The sequence below is a fragment of the Ruegeria sp. CH6 genome, assembly GCF_056537005.1.
Genome location: NZ_JBQFQS010000001.1, coordinates 43,842 through 60,820, shown reverse-complemented (window position 1 = coordinate 60,820; position 16,979 = coordinate 43,842). Strand labels below are relative to the sequence as shown.

At 57.0% G+C, this 16,979-nt stretch carries 18 protein-coding genes; 2 read left to right on the top strand and 16 right to left on the bottom strand.

The features are described 5' to 3' along the window. Positions 1-25 precede the first annotated feature (25 nt). The 9 genes from ftsH to ACR0CW_RS00275 form a co-directional block, all read right to left on the bottom strand. Positions 26-1,942: an ATP-dependent zinc metalloprotease FtsH gene (ftsH, locus tag ACR0CW_RS00315; protein ID WP_155143324.1), complete on the bottom strand. Its 1,917-nt coding sequence runs from the start codon at positions 1,940-1,942 to the stop codon at positions 26-28. Positions 1,943-2,018: 76 nt separating this feature from the next. Further along, entirely contained in the window at positions 2,019-3,272 is a 1,254-nt protein-coding gene (gene tilS / locus ACR0CW_RS00310) for a tRNA lysidine(34) synthetase TilS (RefSeq protein ID WP_480786437.1), read from the bottom strand. After that, complete coding sequence (ybgF, locus tag ACR0CW_RS00305; protein WP_155143322.1) at positions 3,269-4,093, bottom strand: tol-pal system protein YbgF; 825 nt, start codon at positions 4,091-4,093, stop codon at positions 3,269-3,271. Before ybgF ends, tilS begins: the two co-directional genes overlap by 4 nt. Positions 4,094-4,097: 4 nt before the next feature. Beyond that, positions 4,098-4,601: a peptidoglycan-associated lipoprotein Pal gene (pal, locus tag ACR0CW_RS00300; protein WP_155143321.1), complete on the bottom strand. Its 504-nt coding sequence runs from the start codon at positions 4,599-4,601 to the stop codon at positions 4,098-4,100. An 87-nt stretch (positions 4,602-4,688) separates the two neighbouring features. Further along, positions 4,689-6,008 carry a Tol-Pal system beta propeller repeat protein TolB gene (gene tolB, locus ACR0CW_RS00295; RefSeq protein WP_480786436.1) on the bottom strand — a complete coding sequence of 440 codons (1,320 nt, stop codon included), beginning with the start codon at positions 6,006-6,008 and terminating at the stop codon, positions 4,689-4,691. Next, the gene (locus ACR0CW_RS00290) at positions 6,005-7,111 is read right to left on the bottom strand and encodes an energy transducer TonB (protein ID WP_480786435.1); all 1,107 of its coding nucleotides are present in this window, start codon (positions 7,109-7,111) and stop codon (positions 6,005-6,007) included. Before ACR0CW_RS00290 ends, tolB begins: the two co-directional genes overlap by 4 nt. Before the next feature lie 9 nt (positions 7,112-7,120). Then, positions 7,121-7,597 (bottom strand): protein TolR, encoded by a 477-nt coding sequence (gene tolR, locus ACR0CW_RS00285; RefSeq protein WP_155143319.1) that lies wholly within the window; start codon positions 7,595-7,597, stop codon positions 7,121-7,123. A 1-nt stretch (position 7,598) separates the two neighbouring features. Continuing rightward, positions 7,599-8,294, bottom strand: coding sequence for a protein TolQ (gene tolQ, locus ACR0CW_RS00280; protein WP_155143318.1), 696 nt, complete (start codon positions 8,292-8,294; stop codon positions 7,599-7,601). Between the two features lie 109 nt (positions 8,295-8,403). After that, the gene (locus tag ACR0CW_RS00275) at positions 8,404-8,742 is read right to left on the bottom strand and encodes a YbgC/FadM family acyl-CoA thioesterase (RefSeq protein ID WP_480786918.1); all 339 of its coding nucleotides are present in this window, start codon (positions 8,740-8,742) and stop codon (positions 8,404-8,406) included. A 267-nt stretch (positions 8,743-9,009) separates the two neighbouring features. Between ACR0CW_RS00275 and ACR0CW_RS00270 the strand changes: the two genes are divergently transcribed. After that, positions 9,010-10,743 carry a SulP family inorganic anion transporter gene (locus ACR0CW_RS00270; RefSeq protein WP_480786434.1) on the top strand — a complete coding sequence of 578 codons (1,734 nt, stop codon included), beginning with the start codon at positions 9,010-9,012 and terminating at the stop codon, positions 10,741-10,743. A 13-nt stretch (positions 10,744-10,756) separates the two neighbouring features. On the opposite strand, the gene ACR0CW_RS00265 is transcribed toward ACR0CW_RS00270, so the two are convergent. The 4 genes from ACR0CW_RS00265 to ruvC form a co-directional block, all read right to left on the bottom strand. After that, positions 10,757-11,380 carry a hypothetical protein gene (locus ACR0CW_RS00265; RefSeq protein WP_480786917.1) on the bottom strand — a complete coding sequence of 208 codons (624 nt, stop codon included), beginning with the start codon at positions 11,378-11,380 and terminating at the stop codon, positions 10,757-10,759. A gap of 63 nt (positions 11,381-11,443) precedes the next feature. After that, the gene (ruvB, locus tag ACR0CW_RS00260; protein ID WP_170331180.1) at positions 11,444-12,463 is read right to left on the bottom strand and encodes a Holliday junction branch migration DNA helicase RuvB; all 1,020 of its coding nucleotides are present in this window, start codon (positions 12,461-12,463) and stop codon (positions 11,444-11,446) included. Positions 12,464-12,467: 4 nt separating this feature from the next. Continuing rightward, positions 12,468-13,145 carry a Holliday junction branch migration protein RuvA gene (gene ruvA / locus ACR0CW_RS00255; RefSeq protein WP_480739739.1) on the bottom strand — a complete coding sequence of 226 codons (678 nt, stop codon included), beginning with the start codon at positions 13,143-13,145 and terminating at the stop codon, positions 12,468-12,470. Then, entirely contained in the window at positions 13,142-13,639 is a 498-nt protein-coding gene (gene ruvC, locus ACR0CW_RS00250) for a crossover junction endodeoxyribonuclease RuvC (protein WP_155143312.1), read from the bottom strand. The genes ruvA and ruvC overlap by 4 nt, the downstream gene beginning before the upstream one ends. A gap of 333 nt (positions 13,640-13,972) precedes the next feature. Between ruvC and ACR0CW_RS00245 the strand changes: the two genes are divergently transcribed. Continuing rightward, on the top strand, positions 13,973-14,185 hold the full coding sequence (locus ACR0CW_RS00245; RefSeq protein WP_480786433.1) for a DUF1127 domain-containing protein: 213 nt from the start codon (positions 13,973-13,975) through the stop codon (positions 14,183-14,185). A 161-nt stretch (positions 14,186-14,346) separates the two neighbouring features. Here ACR0CW_RS00245 and ACR0CW_RS00240 read toward each other — a convergent pair whose 3' ends face one another. The 3 genes from ACR0CW_RS00240 to ACR0CW_RS00230 form a co-directional block, all read right to left on the bottom strand. Then, entirely contained in the window at positions 14,347-14,691 is a 345-nt protein-coding gene (locus ACR0CW_RS00240; protein ID WP_155143310.1) for a hypothetical protein, read from the bottom strand. Between the two features lie 100 nt (positions 14,692-14,791). Next, positions 14,792-15,670, bottom strand: a complete 879-nt coding sequence (locus tag ACR0CW_RS00235; RefSeq protein ID WP_480786432.1) for a 50S ribosomal protein L11 methyltransferase — start codon at positions 15,668-15,670, stop codon at positions 14,792-14,794. A 66-nt stretch (positions 15,671-15,736) separates the two neighbouring features. After that, positions 15,737-16,969: an MFS transporter gene (locus ACR0CW_RS00230; RefSeq protein WP_480786431.1), complete on the bottom strand. Its 1,233-nt coding sequence runs from the start codon at positions 16,967-16,969 to the stop codon at positions 15,737-15,739. Positions 16,970-16,979: the final 10 nt, after the last annotated feature.

The following is a 16,979-nucleotide window of genomic DNA, read 5'->3' as shown; positions in this document are numbered from 1 at the left end:
GGGTCCAGGCCCGGGTCTTTTCGAATTATGTGGTTGGTTCAGGCTCCATCCCACCGTCCGGCGGCGATTTCTTAGCCTTGGTTTTGGGAATCGCCGTGACACTTGGTGCGCTGCCCTCATCCGAGCTGTCGCTTTCATCATCGCCTTCGTTTGGCGAGTCACCGTTCATCACGCGCTTGATCTCATCACCGGTCAGAGTCTCATATTCCAAAAGGCCCTGAGCCAGACGTTCCCACTCTTCATTGTGGTCGGTCAGGATTTTGTGCGCTTGCTCATACCCTTGCTGGATCAGGCGTTTCACCTCTTCCTCAATCAGCTCTTTGGTATGTGCTGAGACCGAGAAACCAGCAGTGTTACCCGAGTAGCCTTCATGGGCTTCGGCATAGTCGATGTTACCGACCTTGTCGGACATGCCCCAGCGCATCACCATGGCGCGCGCCAGTTGGCTGGCCTGCATGATGTCACCCGCCGGACCGTTCGACACATGGTCTTCACCGTATTTGATCACCTCAGCCGCCTTGCCTGCCATGGTCATGGCCAGCTTCTGCTCGCACTCGTCACGGTGATAGTTCAACTGATCCATCTCAGGCAGGCTGACAACCATACCCAATGCACCACCGCGCGGAATGATCGTCGCTTTGTAGACCGGATCACACAGCGGCAGCGTCATACCAACAACGGCGTGGCCAGATTCGTGATAGGCTGTCTTTTCCTTCTGATCCTGCGTCAGCACCATCGAGCGGCGCTCGGCCCCCATCATCACCTTGTCTTTCGCGTTTTCGAAATCTTCCATGGTGACAAAGCGGCGTCCCACACGGGCGGCCATCAGCGCCGCCTCGTTCACGAGGTTGGCCAGATCGGCACCCGAGAAGCCCGGAGTACCGCGTGCAATGATGCGCAGGTCGACATCGGGGCCCAGAGGCGTCTTACGCGCATGCACGCCCAGAATCTTCTCACGACCTTTGATGTCGGGGTTACCAACGGTCACGTTGCGGTCAAAACGGCCCGGACGCAGCAGCGCGGGGTCCAGAACGTCTTTACGGTTGGTGGCCGCCAGTATGATCACGCCTTCGTTGGCCTCAAACCCGTCCATCTCGACCAGCAACTGGTTGAGGGTCTGTTCGCGTTCATCGTTACCGCCGCCGTAACCGGCACCACGATGGCGACCCACGGCGTCAATCTCGTCGATGAAAACGATACAAGGCGCGTTCTTTTTGGCCTGTTCGAACATGTCACGCACACGCGATGCACCAACACCCACAAACATCTCGACGAAGTCCGAACCCGAGATGGTGAAAAACGGCACACCAGCCTCACCCGCAATTGCGCGAGCCAATAGCGTTTTACCTGTACCCGGAGGGCCAACCAGCAGCGCACCTTTGGGAATCTTGCCACCGAGGCGCGAGAATTTCTGCGGGTTGCGCAGGAATTCCACGATCTCTTCCAGCTCTTCCTTGGCTTCATCAATGCCAGCAACGTCATCAAAGGTCACGCGGCCATGTTTTTCAGTCAGCATCTTGGCTTTGGATTTGCCAAAGCCCATCGCGCCGCCTTTGCCACCACCCTGCATCCGGTTCATGAAGTAGACCCAGACGCCGATCAGCAGCAGGAAAGGCAACAGAGTGATCAGGAACGACTGGAAACCCGATTGCTGCTGTTTTTCAGCGCGTACGGGGATGTTCTTGTCGATCAGCAGCTTGGTCACTTCTGCATCCGTAGGTTTGATCGTGACATAGTTGCCGCCGGTATCAGTGGAGTAGCGAATTTGTTCACCGTCGAGTGTGACGTTTTTGACGTCACCGGCCTCGACCGAGCTGACAAACTCGGAATAAGTTTTTTCATTGCTCTGGAGCGTTCCACCCGGTCCACTGAACAGATTGAACAGTGCAAGGATCAGCAGGAACAGAACAACCCAGAAGGCGATGTTACGAGCGTTGCCCAAGGAAAATCTCCCAACAGATTTCGGCAGATGGGGATCTGCCGGGTTGCTCCTTAAAATAGAGATGATTGTGGCAGGTTCAATGCGATAAAAACGATGCGTGAAAGTCTGGCACATGCGGGGCCAGTTCAACGCTCCAGCCATTGGCATATCCGGCAAGCGGTGCAGACAGCAGCTCATCCCCTCGCCAAACGGCAGGTGAGGATAGAATCGCCGCTCGGGGGCGCCCCAGCAAACGCCAGTCATCAAGGCGTGAGATTCCGCACTCGCCAAGCGGCCGCACCCTTGTTTCAGCTGCGCTCGGCCCGTTGAGAACCCAGCGCCTATCCCACGGGGTTCCCGGATGCGCTGTCTGATCCTTCACCGCGTTTAGTTCCCTGCAAATCCAAGCATTATTGCCTTTGGGGATCACCAGGCACCCCCCGACAGACACTGTCTGCCTTGTCCAAAGCGTATCAACTACTTGATCAACCGCGCTCTGACGTGGGGGATATCCGCCCTGTGCAATCCAGCCGATGGCTCCCACCATAATCCTGCGCTGGATTTCTTGAGGCAGTGCTTCAAACCCATTCAGGTCGATACACACATCACCGGATTCAACCACGGCGATCTTGCGGGCGGATTCCTGCGCAAACAGCTCCAACGCATCACGCGCTTGTGCAAGGTTGCCAGCCACCCTGGATAAGGTTTCAGCAGTAATTCCGATGTTGCCAAGACCTGTCAGAGCCCCACGGGTCTTGATCCGGTCAAAGCGTGTGTCCCGATTCGATGGGTCCTCGATCCATGTCACACCAGCCGCGTTCAGATAGTCGCGCAGCCGGGCGCGGGTGATCGAGAGCAGCGGACGCAGCAGGTCGATGCCGTCTTGTCGACGAACCGTGGCCATGGCCGACAAGCCAGTGACCCCGGCAGAACGCGCCAGGCGCATCAGAAGGGTTTCAGCCTGATCATCCGCTGTGTGGCCCAATGCAACAGCCGCGATACCATGACTTTGCGCCCATTCGGCGAGCAATCTGTATCGAGCGCGCCGGGCTTGATCCTGAAGGTTGCCGGAACCGTCCCAACCTTCCCATTTCAAGGTCTCGTGAGGCACGCCCAAATCTGCTGATCGCCTTGAAACAGCGACGGCCTCATCCGCAGCTTCAGCACGTAAACCGTGATCGACTGTTGCGGCATAAAGTTCGAAACCTTCCGTTCGGGCGATCCCAGCAAGCAGATGCAACAGCGCGGTGGAATCACTCCCGCCGGAAACCGCCACGCCGATGCGACGCGGCAGCGGTTCCGGCAGATGTCGCAGGATTTCGGCCCTCAGCGTGTCGGTGTCAGAGGTCAAGAACAGCCCAGCGACGCCATTTCCTGAGTGGCAGACGCAACCGATGGAGAAGCGGGGAAGCGCACACCGACCTCACCCAGCGTAATACAGGCTTGATCGGTTTGCCCCAGACGACCCAGCGCTGCGCCAAGCTCATAAAGCGCTTCGGGTGCGACAGGTCCTTCGGAATCCCCGGTAAAGCTTGCCAGAAACGCCTTGGCTGCTTCGCGTGTGTCACCCAGACCTTCCAGTGCCTGTCCTCGCTTCAGATTGGCCTGAGGTGCAAGCGGGCTGCCCGGATAGGATGTGTCGAACTGTGCAAACATATTGGCAGCAGTTTGGAAATCACCATCCGACAGTGCCTGAGAGGCGGTATCAAAGTCAGCCTGTTCACCAACCGCAAGCTCGGTCTGGCTAACCTCAGAAGTTTCGGATGCCGTTGGCGCAACAACAGTCGTAGTCTGTTCTTCACCACCCAATGTCGAAGTTTCACCCAAGGTGCTCAGATCGCCGCCTTCCAACTCGACCAAACGAAACTCCAGATCACCAATCCGGTTGGTTCCGTCGGTGACAACATTCTGAATACGTTGATTCAGTTGCTCAGTCTGCCGGGTCAGGCGCTGCAACTCGGCCTCAATGGCGTCAACCCGTTCCAGCACTGAACTGCCGGACAGGTTTGGGGCGGGAGAACCGGTCGTCGAAAACTCGCGCTTTAGGCGTTGGATTTCAACGTGCAGCACCGTCAGTTCCTGCCGGATGTCCGCTAAAGTTTGCTGGTCCTGCGCCTGCGCTACACCTGCGGCGGTTACCACCGCCGCCAGAACCCATCCTGCAAGTCTCATTATCTTACCCCAAGGTTGATCCGGTCAGCACCGTCACCGCACGACGGTTCTTGGAATAGCATTCCTCGGTGCTGCAAATTTCAATCGGACGCTCTTTGCCATAGCTGATTGTCTGAATGCGATTGCCCGCAACGCCACGCGAAATCAGGTACTCCCTTGCCGCATTCGCGCGGCGAGCGCCCAATGCAAGGTTGTACTCGCGGGTGCCCTGCTCGTCCGCGTGGCCCTCGATCGTCGCGGTGTAATCGGTGTTGGCAAGCAGCCACTCGGCTTGACCCTGCAGAATTGTCTGCGCCTGAGGCGACAGTGTGGACTGATCGACCGCAAACAACACGCGATCACCGACAGTCTGCTGGAAATATGCAGGTGAACGCGGGTCACTTGGTGAACCCGGTTGGATTGCACCGCTGCCACCAGCACCACCGCCCAGAGCCGAAGGATCATTGTTGCTACAGGCGGCGATCAACATCAGCGCGCCCAACGCCGCGAATTTGCTCAATACGTTCATTACAATTGCCTCTTGTCCCGTTTGTTTATTGACGACTGTCTACCATAGCGCGGTTGCATTGTGAACTTTGCCTGTCTGCCGGTTCGATCAATTCTGCAATGGTCCCCATGCCGGATCGCTGCCCCCGTCGGGTGTGCGAACCGGGCGAAGATTTCGCCCCGAGATATCCACGGAATAAAGCGAAGACCGTCCGCTTGCCCCCTGCGTTTCCCGCGAGAACATGATGACCCGGCCATTGGGCGACCAGGTTGGGCCTTCGTCCAGGAATGAGGCGGTCAACAGGCGTTCCTCACTGCCATCTATGCGCATCACACCAATATGGAAACGACCCTTGTTCTGTTTGGTAAACGCAATCAGGTCACCGCGCGGAGACCAGACCGGCGTACCATAGCGCCCCTGACCAAAACTTATGCGTGTAGCCTCACCGCCATTGGCGGGCATGATGTAAAGTTGTGGGGTGCCGGACCGATCGCTTTCGAACACGATCTGAGTACCGTCCGGTGAATAGCTGGGTGCTGTCTCAATCGCAGGCGTGTTGGTCAGACGTACGCTCTGACCCGAAGCCAGATCCATCTTCCAGAGGTCGGTATTGCCCCCTTGGATCAACGAATAGACGATCGATCTGCCATCAGGCGAGAAGCGCGGTGAAAAGCTCATTGTGCCGTCCTGCGTCTTCAATTCCTGCCGTTTCACACGACCGACATCCAATACGTAGATACGCGGCCTGCCGCTTTCATAACTGGTGTAAAGCAGCCGATCACCCGTGGGTGAAAACCGTGGCGCAAGAACGATTGCGGCGCTGTCGGTCAGGTACTGAACATTGGCGCCATCGTAGTCCATGATCGCCAATCGCTTGCGCCGCTGGTCTTTGGGTCCGCTTTCCGAAACAAAGGCAACCCGGCTGTCGAAATATCCACCCTCACCCGTGATACGGCTATAGACCTGATCGGCCACCTTATGCGCCATGCGACGCCAGCCATCAGTGGTGCCAGCGAACTGTAGGCCATTGCCCAGCTCTTGCCCCGAAAACACATCCCAAATCCGGAACCGCACCGTAAGACGTTTGCCCGAAACATTGACCGCACCAGTAACCAGCGCCTGCGCATTGATCGCCTTCCAATCGGCGAATTGAACAGGGGCTTCGAAACTGCTGACCCGACTGATGAAAGCATCGGATGAGATTTCACGGAACAACCCCGTGCCGGTTAGGTCGGCGGCAACCACACGCGAGATATCGGCCGCATACTGCGCGGCTGCAGGACTGTCCGGCACGAAACTGGGCACCGCAAAGGGCATGGGTTCGATAATGCCCTCAGTGAGCTCAAGGCGTAGCGGTCCGCTTTGCGCATATACCGGCGCCGACAACAGAGTCAGACCGACAAAGAGGCTGGTCAGAAGTTTCATCATTTGATCCGCATCCTCTCGGGATTGAATGTAATCTCAATATCCTGCCAATGTTCATATTTGTCAGCAGGCAGGTCATAACCTCTGGCACCACAGCGCAGGATCGCGCGGCGCGCCGCATCAAAGGCTTGTTTTTCCGCACCGGCGGAACCGCCGGAACTGTCCAGCAGGCGCAAACTGCCGCCCACGACCGTTCCGTCACGGTTCAGCGAAAAGCCGACAACCACCACAGTACTCAATGCGTCGGTCGACAGCGATCCGACATTCCAGCATCGCGATACGGCCAGACGCATCGCGTCCTTTTCGCCACTGGTCAACGGTGGACCGGAAGGTTCCGAATCGCGCAGAGCCTCGGAAAGCGCATCCTCAATCGCGTCCTGTTCACTGGACGACGGCGCCTCTGCCGGGGCGGCAGGCTCAGATGTTTCCGCAACTTCAGGCTCAGCGGGCGGTGCAGGACGGTTGGGTCGAACGCGCGGTCGGGGAGAGGTTGTCGGCGCCGTCTCATCGGATTCCTCAGCCTCGGTCACGATCTGATCAGTGGCTTCCTCGGGTGCGGTCTGGTCCTGTTGTTCTTGCTGCGTCTCAGCGCCTTCGTCCAGAGAAACCGGTGGCGATTCCACGTCATCAATCTGGGCCTCGGGTGGTGGTGGGGCTATTGGTTCGGGTGCTACGCGATCAGCTGGCCTGGGCTGGGCCTCGGGTCCGGGAGGTGTGGGAAGGACTACCGCTTCTGGCTCTGGCTGTTCCAGAACCGGCGGCTCTTCAACCACTTCTGGCTCGGGTGGCACTTCGACTGTTTCCGGCACCGGTTCCGGTTCGGGTTCAGATGGTGTCACCGGCTCGGGGCGCGGTTGTTCTTCCTGAGTGGGCTCAGGCGCGTTCACCTCTTCAACGGGTTCAGGGGGCTGCTCCAGTGATTCAGGTGTCGAAGGAACCTCAGGCGCTTCGCGCTGCGCGGTCATTGCCGCGAATTGCTCAGCAGAGATCACGGACACATCCTGCACAGCCATAGGCAGCGGTTCCGACCGGAACGTACCGCCGAACAACGCCCATCCGATCAGACTCACATGGGCAATCGCTGAGATCTTGGTGCCGGTTTCCACCCCGCGGCCTCACTCTCCACCTTCGTCCAGCGTTGGCCCGCCCGTATCGGTAACAAGGCCCACATTCGAAAATCCGCCCGCATTCAGGGCGCCCATGATCTGCATCACCTGCGCATAAGGAATAGCGCCGTCCGCCCGCAGGAATACACGGTCACTGCTGCGCTCAGCAGCGATGGCGCGCAGCTTGCCAATCAGTTCTTCGCGCAGAACATCTGTCGTCTGGATCTGAACCCGACCATCCGCAGTGAGGGTTACAGTCAAGGGTTCTTCATTGTCCCCGGGCAATGCACTGGCGGCGGTTTTGGGCAAGTCAACCGGAACACCCACAGTCAGCAAGGGGGCCGCCACCATGAAAATGATCAGCAACACCAACATGACATCAACAAATGGCGTAACGTTGATTTCCGCCATCGGCTGTGCGCGACCGCGACGTCGACCGCGCCTGCGCCCGTTTCCGTTTGACGATTGCTGAACCGCAGCGCCCATATCAGCTGTCCAACTGACGAGAAAGGATGGTGGCGAACTCGTCGGCAAAAGCTTCATAGCCACCGACGATCCGATCACTGTCGGCGCTCAGCTTGTTGTAGAAGATCACGGCCGGGATCGCGGCCAACAGGCCAAGGCCGGTTGCCAGCAACGCCTCGGCGATGCCAGGCGCCACAACTGCAAGGTTCGTGTTCTGCTGCTCGGCAATCTCGATGAACGCATTCATGATGCCCCAGACAGTACCAAACAGGCCGATAAACGGCGCGGTCGAGCCGACGGTCGCCAGAATGGGCAGACCTTTTTGCAGGGTTTCAGCCTCTTTCGCGATGGCCACATCCATTGATCTGTCGATCCGGGCGGTTGCGCCTGCGATCAGTCCGCCATCAGTTCGATGGGACCTTCGCCACTCGATCATTCCGGCCGCAAAGATCTTTTCCGAACTTCCATCCGGGCGTGAACCAATCTCTTCGAACAGCTCATCCAGAGGATTGCCCGACCAGAAGGATTCATCAAAAACCTGTGCTTCACGGCGTGCCGCGCGATAGTTGATGAGTTTCTGTATGATGATCGCCCAGGACCAGAATGATGCGATCACTAGGATCAGCATGACCACCTTGACGATGAATGTCGCGCGGGCGAACAGCCCCCACATGGAGAAATCGATCTCCTGCGCCAGCACCAGCGTTTCAGCTTCCATGAACCTGCTCTTTGTTTTGCCTGACGGCCGTTCGTTTGGCCTTGTTTTGCCAGACGCTAACGCAGATCGGTATGAAATGCCAACATAACCACCCCTGGGCTACGTTTTGTTACATCAATGCGCGAATCTCTGCCGGAAGGCGGATTGGCTTGCCTTCGCTGTTGATGCAGACAGCCGTGACTGTGGCGCGGAATATTTCCGTCTCCCCCCGCAAAACCAACTGTGCCATCGTCAGTCGAACACCCGAGATTGCGACAACTTCGGTCTCAACAGTCAATTCGTCATCAAATTTGGCAGAGGCAAGATAGTCCGCTTCCAGCTTGCGCACGACCCAGACGACACCGTCATCCCGCATCGCGTTCTGATCATTCCCCAGCTTACGAACCCAGTCAGACCGGGCGCGTTCGATGTAGCGCAAGTAATTTGCGTGATAAACGACACCACCCATGTCGGTGTCTTCGTAATAGACCCGGATCGGAAAGATATGTTTCTGTTTCACTAGTGACTTATCTTGCGACATCGCAAATCCGGCTATCCAGTTTCATCAATCTGTCCTTTGGGGCCTAAACCTCGCCCCCACAGACATGCCCGCGCAGTGGCAATCCCGCAATCCCTGATTGATCAGAAAATTCACTGAGGCCGTACTCAGTATCGAAATCTGCGCATTTGCATTCTAGTGTTCCAAGTTATGCAGAGGCATTGAACAGGGAACCCAATGACTAAAGCGACAAGAAATGGGATCACATTTCCGCTTCCTGTTCTGCAGGGCATCTTACCTTTCGATCGATCTAAGCTGCCGACCGAGATCCTTGCGGGCCTCACCTTCGCCTGCCTCGCGATCCCCGAAGTCATGGGTTACACGAAAATTGCCGGAACCCCGGTAATTACCGGCCTCTACACAATCCTCATACCGATGGCATTGTTCGCCATCTTTGGATCTTCCCGTCATCTGGTTGTCGGAGCGGATTCCGCGACTGCGGCCATAACAGCCTCAGCCTTGGCGGGCATGGCGGTATCGGGTTCATCCGAATATCTCGCGCTGGCTTCACTTCTGGCACTGATGGCTGCGATACTCCTGATCGCCGCTCGGATCATTGGTCTAGGGTTTTTGGCCGATTTTCTGTCCAGAACTGTCCTGGTCGGCTTTTTGACAGGCGTTGGTATACAGGTCGCCAGTGGAGAGATCCCCGGAATGCTGGGCATTGAAGTCTCAGCGCACGGAACCATTGCCAAACTGAAGGGCGTCGCCGAACATTTCGAACAATTCAGTTGGCCAACATTGGCTGTCGCAGTGGCCGTGCTGACCGTGGTGACCGGCTGCAGACGCTTGTCCCGCAAAATTCCTGGCCCACTGATCGCAATACTGGGCGTGATCCTGTGCAGCTGGGCCTTTCAATTCAGCGGAGCAGGTATAGCAGTTCTGGGGGCTGTTCCCAGCGGCCTGCCCTCGCTTTCTATCCCTGCTGTGGACTGGAGTTGGTCTCTGTTCAAACAACTGCTGCCCACCGCACTGTCGATCTTTGTGGTGATCCTTGCACAAAGCGCCGCGACATCCCGCGCCTATGCGGCACACTACGAAGAGAAATTTGATGAGAACTCGGACCTCGTCGGGCTTGGTCTTGCAAACCTTGGCGCTGCATTTACCGGAACCTTCGTCGTCAATGGCAGCCCTACCAAAACCGAAATGGTGGCAAGCGCAGGTGGGCGCAGCCAGATCGCTCAACTTACCACAGTCGCGATCGTTCTGGTCGTGATCCTGTTTCTGACCGGTCCGCTTGCTTATCTGCCAAACGCAGCACTGTCTGCCATCGTGTTTTTGATAGGCGTGAAGCTGATCGATGTACGGGGGCTGGCCAATATTTACAGGCAGGCCCGATCCGAATTCTGGATCGCCATCGCAACTGCTGCCGTTGTCGTCTTCGTTGGCGTTGAACAGGGTATCATTTTTGCGATGGTGCTATCGCTCATTGATCACACGCGCCGGGGGTATCACCCCAAGAACTCTGTCATCGTGGAGAATAAGGTCACTGGATGGCACTCAAAATCGATTGACCACCCCAACCAGTTTGAACCGGGTCTGGTCATCTATCGTTTTTCCCACAGTCTATACTACGCAAATACTCAGCGCCTGTCTGACGAAGTTGCCACTATTACCCAAGGTGCTGACCACAAGCTGTCTTGGTTTTGCATCGAGGCTTCGGCAGTAGATGATGTGGATTTCACTGCAGGCTACACCTTGCGCAACGTTCACCAATACCTGCAGTCAAAGGGCATCAAACTGGTCTTTTTACTTGTCGAACCCGATGTCCGAGCGGAACTGGACAGATATGGCGTCACCGATCTTGTCGGAAAAGACGCCTATTTTGAATCCGGCAGCGAATTGCTTGAGGCCTTTCACCATCGCACAGGCCGCGAACACGGCACCCAAAGTGCGTCGGGAAAACCATAAACGAGACTGTCGCTTACTGCGGCTGCTGCAAGCGTGCGAACAACCGCAGCGCATGGGATGCATCATGTGCCACACCGGGCAGAACCGGATCATAGGCCGCACGGATCAATGCAGCGATGTCCGGGCGCAGTATGGTCGCCTCGCCTGCCACCGCCAGTGGTGATTGCGTTCTGAACGCAGAGTCCGACCACAGCAATACGGTCTGAACCACCTGACTTAGCGCCAGTGTCTCTGCCGGGACCTTGGACAGTTCCTTGTCCATCCTCAGAAAGACAAAAGCTGCGCGGATGGCACCGTCTTCTTCGAACCGGAAAATGCGATATTGATTGGCGTCTGCAGCTTCAAGGCGGTCAACCAACGGGGCTATATCCGGGATCAGGCGATCAAGATCGGGAACTTCAAGCAACTCCTGCCAGTCCCGGAAAAAGAAGACCATACAGTTGGCGCCCAGCTCCGGGTCCGTCTCGGCCATTTTGTGATCGGCCAAGGTAACTACTGCTTCAAAGGCCCCTTTGACGGTTGCCAGAGTCTCATCCTCGACGCCAAAAACGATTGGCACGAGTGGCCGACCCCAGCGCGCGAACAGGAATTCTCCGTTTTCGCGGGTGAACAGCGCTTCGATCTCTTCTGGTGTCACGCTCAAACCTTCATCTGCATTAGATCACTATCGCTGAACGCATAGTTTCTCTGGCTGTGGTCTTCAACCAAACAGATCGCTTTGCCGCTTGGGCGCGGTCATGCCCAAATGCGTCCAGGCCTTCTGCGCCAGCATCCGTCCGCGCGGAGTGCGTTGTATGAGGCCTTGTTGCAGCAAATAGGGTTCGATGACTTCTTCCAGCGAGTCTCGGCTTTCCGACAACGCAGCCGATAGAGTTTCAATCCCAACAGGGCCGCCCGAGTAGTTTTCAGCAATCAGCGTCAGGTAACGGCGGTCCGCGCCATCCAACCCAAGATTATCCACACCCAGCCGTGTCAAAGCACCATCTGCCAGTTCGCGCGTAATCCGCCCATCACCTTCGACGATAGCGAAATCCACAACACGCCGCAGCAGCCGCCCGGCAATTCGGGGCGTGCCACGAGACCGGCGGGCGATTTCACGCGCCCCGTCGTTGTCCGCAGGCGCGCCCAACTTACGTGCATTGCGCGTGACGATCTCGTGCAGCTCGTCGACCGTATAGAACTGAAGCCGGGTCGGAATACCAAATCGGTCACGCAAGGGTGTGGTCAGCAAGCCCATTCGCGTCGTTGCTCCGACAAGCGTGAAGGGTTGCAACTCGATCCGTACGGTCCGCGCAGCAGGTCCCTCACCAATCACCAGATCGAGCTCGAAATCTTCCATCGCGGGGTAAAGCACCTCTTCCACTGCCGGGTTCAGACGGTGGATTTCGTCGATAAATAGGACATCACGTGCTTCGAGATTGGTCAGGATCGCAGCCAGATCACCTGCTTTCGCCAGAACCGGCCCGGATGTCATGCGAAAATTCACCCCCAGTTCGCGCGCCATGATCTGCGCCAATGTGGTTTTACCCAATCCAGGCGGGCCATGAAACAACGTGTGATCCATTGCTTCGCCCCGTTGGCGTGCGGATTGGATAAAGATGCGCAGATTGGCGCGGGCTTCGGCCTGACCGATAAATTCATCCAACCCCTGAGGGCGCAATGCGCGGTCGTTGTCTTCCGGCAGCGGCTCGGGGCGCAGGGCGGGATCAGCGTCTACCATTTATTCACCCTTTCGGCGCCAGCAGTTGCAGGGCGGCACGGATCAAACCTGCTTCGTCTGCATCCGGGTTGTTGGCGGCAGCCTCGGCAACCGCAGCTGCTGCGTCCGACGGACCATAACCGAGATTGGACAGGGCAGACAGCGCACCCGCTGATGCGGCAGCAGCCCCGGAGGCTGGTTTGGGCGTTCGCTTCGGTACAGGCGCTGCCTCGACAGGCTCTACAACTTCGATCGCGGGGCCATCCATCGCATCCGTTACGGTGCCACCCATGGCCATTACGCCTGGCGCTTTGTCTTTGAGATCAAGCACGATCCGCTGCGCAGTTTTAGGTCCGACGCCTTTCGCCGCCTTCACCGAGCCCCAGTCGCCCAGTGCGATGGCGCGACTGACACCATCCGGACCCAAAGCGCTCAGGATCGCCAGAGAGACCTTGGCTCCGACGCCCTGCACGGAGCACAGCAACCGATGCCATTCCTTTTCGACCAGCGACAGAAAACCGTAAAGCTGCATCAGATCTTCGCGCACGACCATATCTGTGTAGAGCGAAATGCCTTCCCCCGCACCCGGCAGTGCCGCCATTGTCCGGTCAGAGCAATAGACGATGTATCCCACACCCCGGACATCAATCAGCACGTGATCTGCTGCGCGATAGTCCAGCCTTCCGGTGAGTTTTCCGATCATGCCCGTACCTCTTTCAAACGCGTCTGTTGCGTCTTTCCGTAATAGGCGTGACAGATCGCAATCGCCAGAGCATCTGCGGCATCCGCCCCTTTGGGCTGACATCCGGGCAATTGCAGTTTGACCATGTGTAGAACCTGCTCCTTTTCCGCGTGCCCGACACCCACGACCGTTTTCTTGACTCGGTTCGGAGCATATTCCCCCACCGGCAATCCGGCCTGTGCCAACGTCAGCAACGCCACGCCACGCGCCTGACCCAGTTTGAGCGTTCCCGCCCCATCCTTGTTCACGAAAGTCTGTTCGATGGCTGCCTGATCGGGTGAATGTTCGGCAATAACCTCGACGATCTGATTGTGCAGCGACAATAACCTCTCGCCCAAATCATCCCCGTCCGATTTGCACAAACCGTTTGAGACGTGGCTCAGACGGCTGCCATTCGATTCGATGACGCCCCATCCCAGGGTTCTCAACCCCGGATCAATGCCCAGAATCCGCATGTTTTGCCTCGGCCTGCTCGGGTTTTCTTGATCTTTTTCACCGATTAGCACGAAACATGAACATTTTCCAAGCGAATTGACCTCACGCTCAAAAACGACACAACTATCCCAAGCGCGACAGAGTGGCCTGTTTTCGACCCCGAATAGTCAGGAATCGACCTGTTTCATGAACGTATTTTCACCAATTATTTAAGGGGATTACAGGCCCATAGAGCATTGCAGAAACTGCATAGGACACTTGCAAAAACTGCTCTTGTGCGGGAAATCCGACATCACTAGATGCCCGGCAGATCACAAGATCAGAAGTTAACACAAACCAGAAGGAAACAGGATATGGCTGCACTGGACACCACCCGCACCACCACTGGCTCATTCGGCCTCGTTGGCCGTATCGGCGCAACGTTCGCATCGGTAGTAAACGCCGTAGTAGAATGGAATGACGCTCGCGTAACTCGCAACGCGCTGAACGGTCTGACCGACCGCGAGCTGGAAGATATCGGCCTGAGCCGCGGCGACATTGAGATCGTTGCTGAGGGTCGTCGCTAAGACTACCACTCACTCGCCCCGTTATCCCTCGGGGGCAAATAAGAACACCGCGCGCCATGGGCCGCGGTGTTTTTTGTTTAACTGCTGTGATGACAATGCGGTTAGAAGCCCCTGATCGCAGGCCTCTTGGATAGCAGAGGCGTCAGCGTTTTCAGGTCGCTTTAGTACATCACCTTGCTCAACTGAGCTGAAACAGCTTCGGTCACCGGATCGATTTGCATGATCCAGGCCCCGGCCTGTTCAACCGACGTTCCCTCGTTCAGGCTGTTCACCCGAAACTGATAGGCAGATGGCCCCAAGCTTGATAGGAGAAACGCCTTGAAAGCGAAAAACCCAACCAGGCACAGCAAAAGAACCTTTGCCGGAACCGCGGATCTTACGCGTTGTGGCTTCATCACGACCAAGCCGTCTTTGCGCATCGACGCACGATACCCACGGCTCATCTTTTGATGCTTCTTGCTCAGGCGATGAACGCGCTGATCAAATTCCAGTTGTTTACCCGTCATGGCAGCCTCCGAAAACCGCCCCCCTCGACTTCATCAGGTGACGGTAGATAGAGAATGCGTCAAAAGAGTGGCAAAAATCCACAAAACTCCTGCAAATGGTCTAAGTAACGCCCTGTTTCGTTAAGATTAGCGTCGTCCACTCACCAATCTCACCTCTGTCAGCAAGATTGAACCCGTTTTGAGAATAAACAGACACGACTTCGTCAGCCTGCTCGTTAAGGATTCCCGACAGGATCGCATGCCCGCCATCCCGCAGATTCTCTGCTATTTCGGGTGACAGAGCCACCAAGGGGCCCTTCAGGATATTAGCAAAAATCAGGTCGTACGGCGCTGATGACTGCAACTCCCGGTGATCAAACCCTGCTGCTTCGACACACCGAACTGCGCCAGACATTCCGTTGGCCTTCAGGTTTGCCTCAGCCACATCAACGGCAACTTCGTCAATATCGCTGGCCAGTATCTCGCCATCCCAAACCCGTGCAGCCGCCATGGCCAGCACAGCAGTCCCGCAACCGATGTCCGCGACTTTGTCCGCGCTAAACCCATCCTCGATCAGCCTGTCCAGCGCCTTGAGACAGCCTAGCGTCGTGCCGTGATGCCCCGTGCCAAAGGCCATCGCTGCCTCGATGAGCAATGGAATGCGATCTTCGGGGATCTTGTCGGCGTCATGGCTGCCATACACAAAAAAACGGCCGGCTTCGACCGGAGCCAACTCTCGACGAACATGTGCGACCCAGTCGGTTTCGGGCAGTTCGGAAACCACAAATGGCTTGGCCTCAAAAGCCACAGCCAAGACAGCCAGCGCAGTCTCATCAGGCGCCTCAGTAAAATAGCCGCCGACTTCCCAGAGGCCGGATCCGTCCTCGACCTCGAAAACACCTACACCGGTTGGTTCCGGCTCCAGACGCTCCATCGCTTCGCCCAGGCCTTCGGCTGCGGCTTTCCCGTTCAGAGTGGTGAGCGCTGTGAATGTCGGCATGGATGCCTCCTGTTTAAGTTGTCACAGCGCCTATGGCGACAGGCGGCCAAGGTCAAGCACCGGCGCCTATTCTGCAGGCGCAGGCGCGTATTTCGACAGGATAGTTTCGTTGCCGGGTTCAGGGTGGCGTGGGATCAGCAGCGACAACGCCAGAGACACCAGAGCCATTGCAGCAGCCAATGCGAACACCGCACCGGGTGATACGACCCACAGCAACCCCAAAAGCGCAGGCAGGAATACCGCCGCGATGTGATTGATGGTGAAGGCCACAGCTGCCGTCGGCGCGATATCCGCCGGATCAGCGATCTTTTGGAAGTAGGTTTTCAGCGCCAGCGCCAGCGCAAACAGAACATGGTCAATCACATAGAGGATAGCCGCCAGCAGCACGCCCCAGCCAAACCAGTAGATACCGCCATAGGCTGCGAACACGATAGCCAGACCGGTATATTCGAAGATCAGTGTCCGGCGTTCGCCAAAGACGGAAACTGCCTTACCCAGCATCGGCGCTACCGCCATGTTGATCACCAGATTGATCAGGTAGAGGCTGGTCAGTTCATGGACTTCGAAACCAAACTTCTCGACCATCATGAAACCGGCAAAGACAACGAATATCTGTCGCCGGGCTCCGGCCATGAACTGCAGTGCGTAATACAACCAGTAACGTTTACGCAGGACCAGTTTCTTGGTCTGCGGCGTCGGTGAATCGAATTGCGGGTAAGCGAGCAGACAGAACAGTGCCAGCAGGGCTGTCACTCCGCCCGCCGCCATGAAGACCGTATTATAGGACAGATCAAACCGGTCCCAGGTCAGCACGATCAGACCGTAGACCACAGCTGTCGCTGCCGATCCCATGGCGACCAGCCAGCCCAGCACCTGGGGCGCGCGGTCCTTGGGCAACCACTGCAGCTGAAGCGACTGGTTCACCGTCTCATAATAGTGAAAACCGATCGAGCTGAAGAGGGTCACAAACAACAGGCCACCAAGGCTTGGAAACCACGCAGTTACTGCTGTGGCCACGCCGAGCATCATCAGCGAGATCATCGCCAGCACCTGCTCGCGCACAAATATGATGACTGCGATCACACCAACGGCCAGGAAACCGGGGATTTCCCGCACTGTGTGCAAGAGGCCGATATCCGCGCCATCGAAGTTTGCCACTTCGATTACGAAATTGTTCAGCAACGCGCTCCATCCGTTGAACGCAATCGGCATAGTCAGCGCCATCATGAACAGGAGCGTGACGGGTCGGCGCCAGAACGGAAGGCTCTGCGCCTCGGATAGGGGCATTGGTTTCAGCATGAGAGTCCTC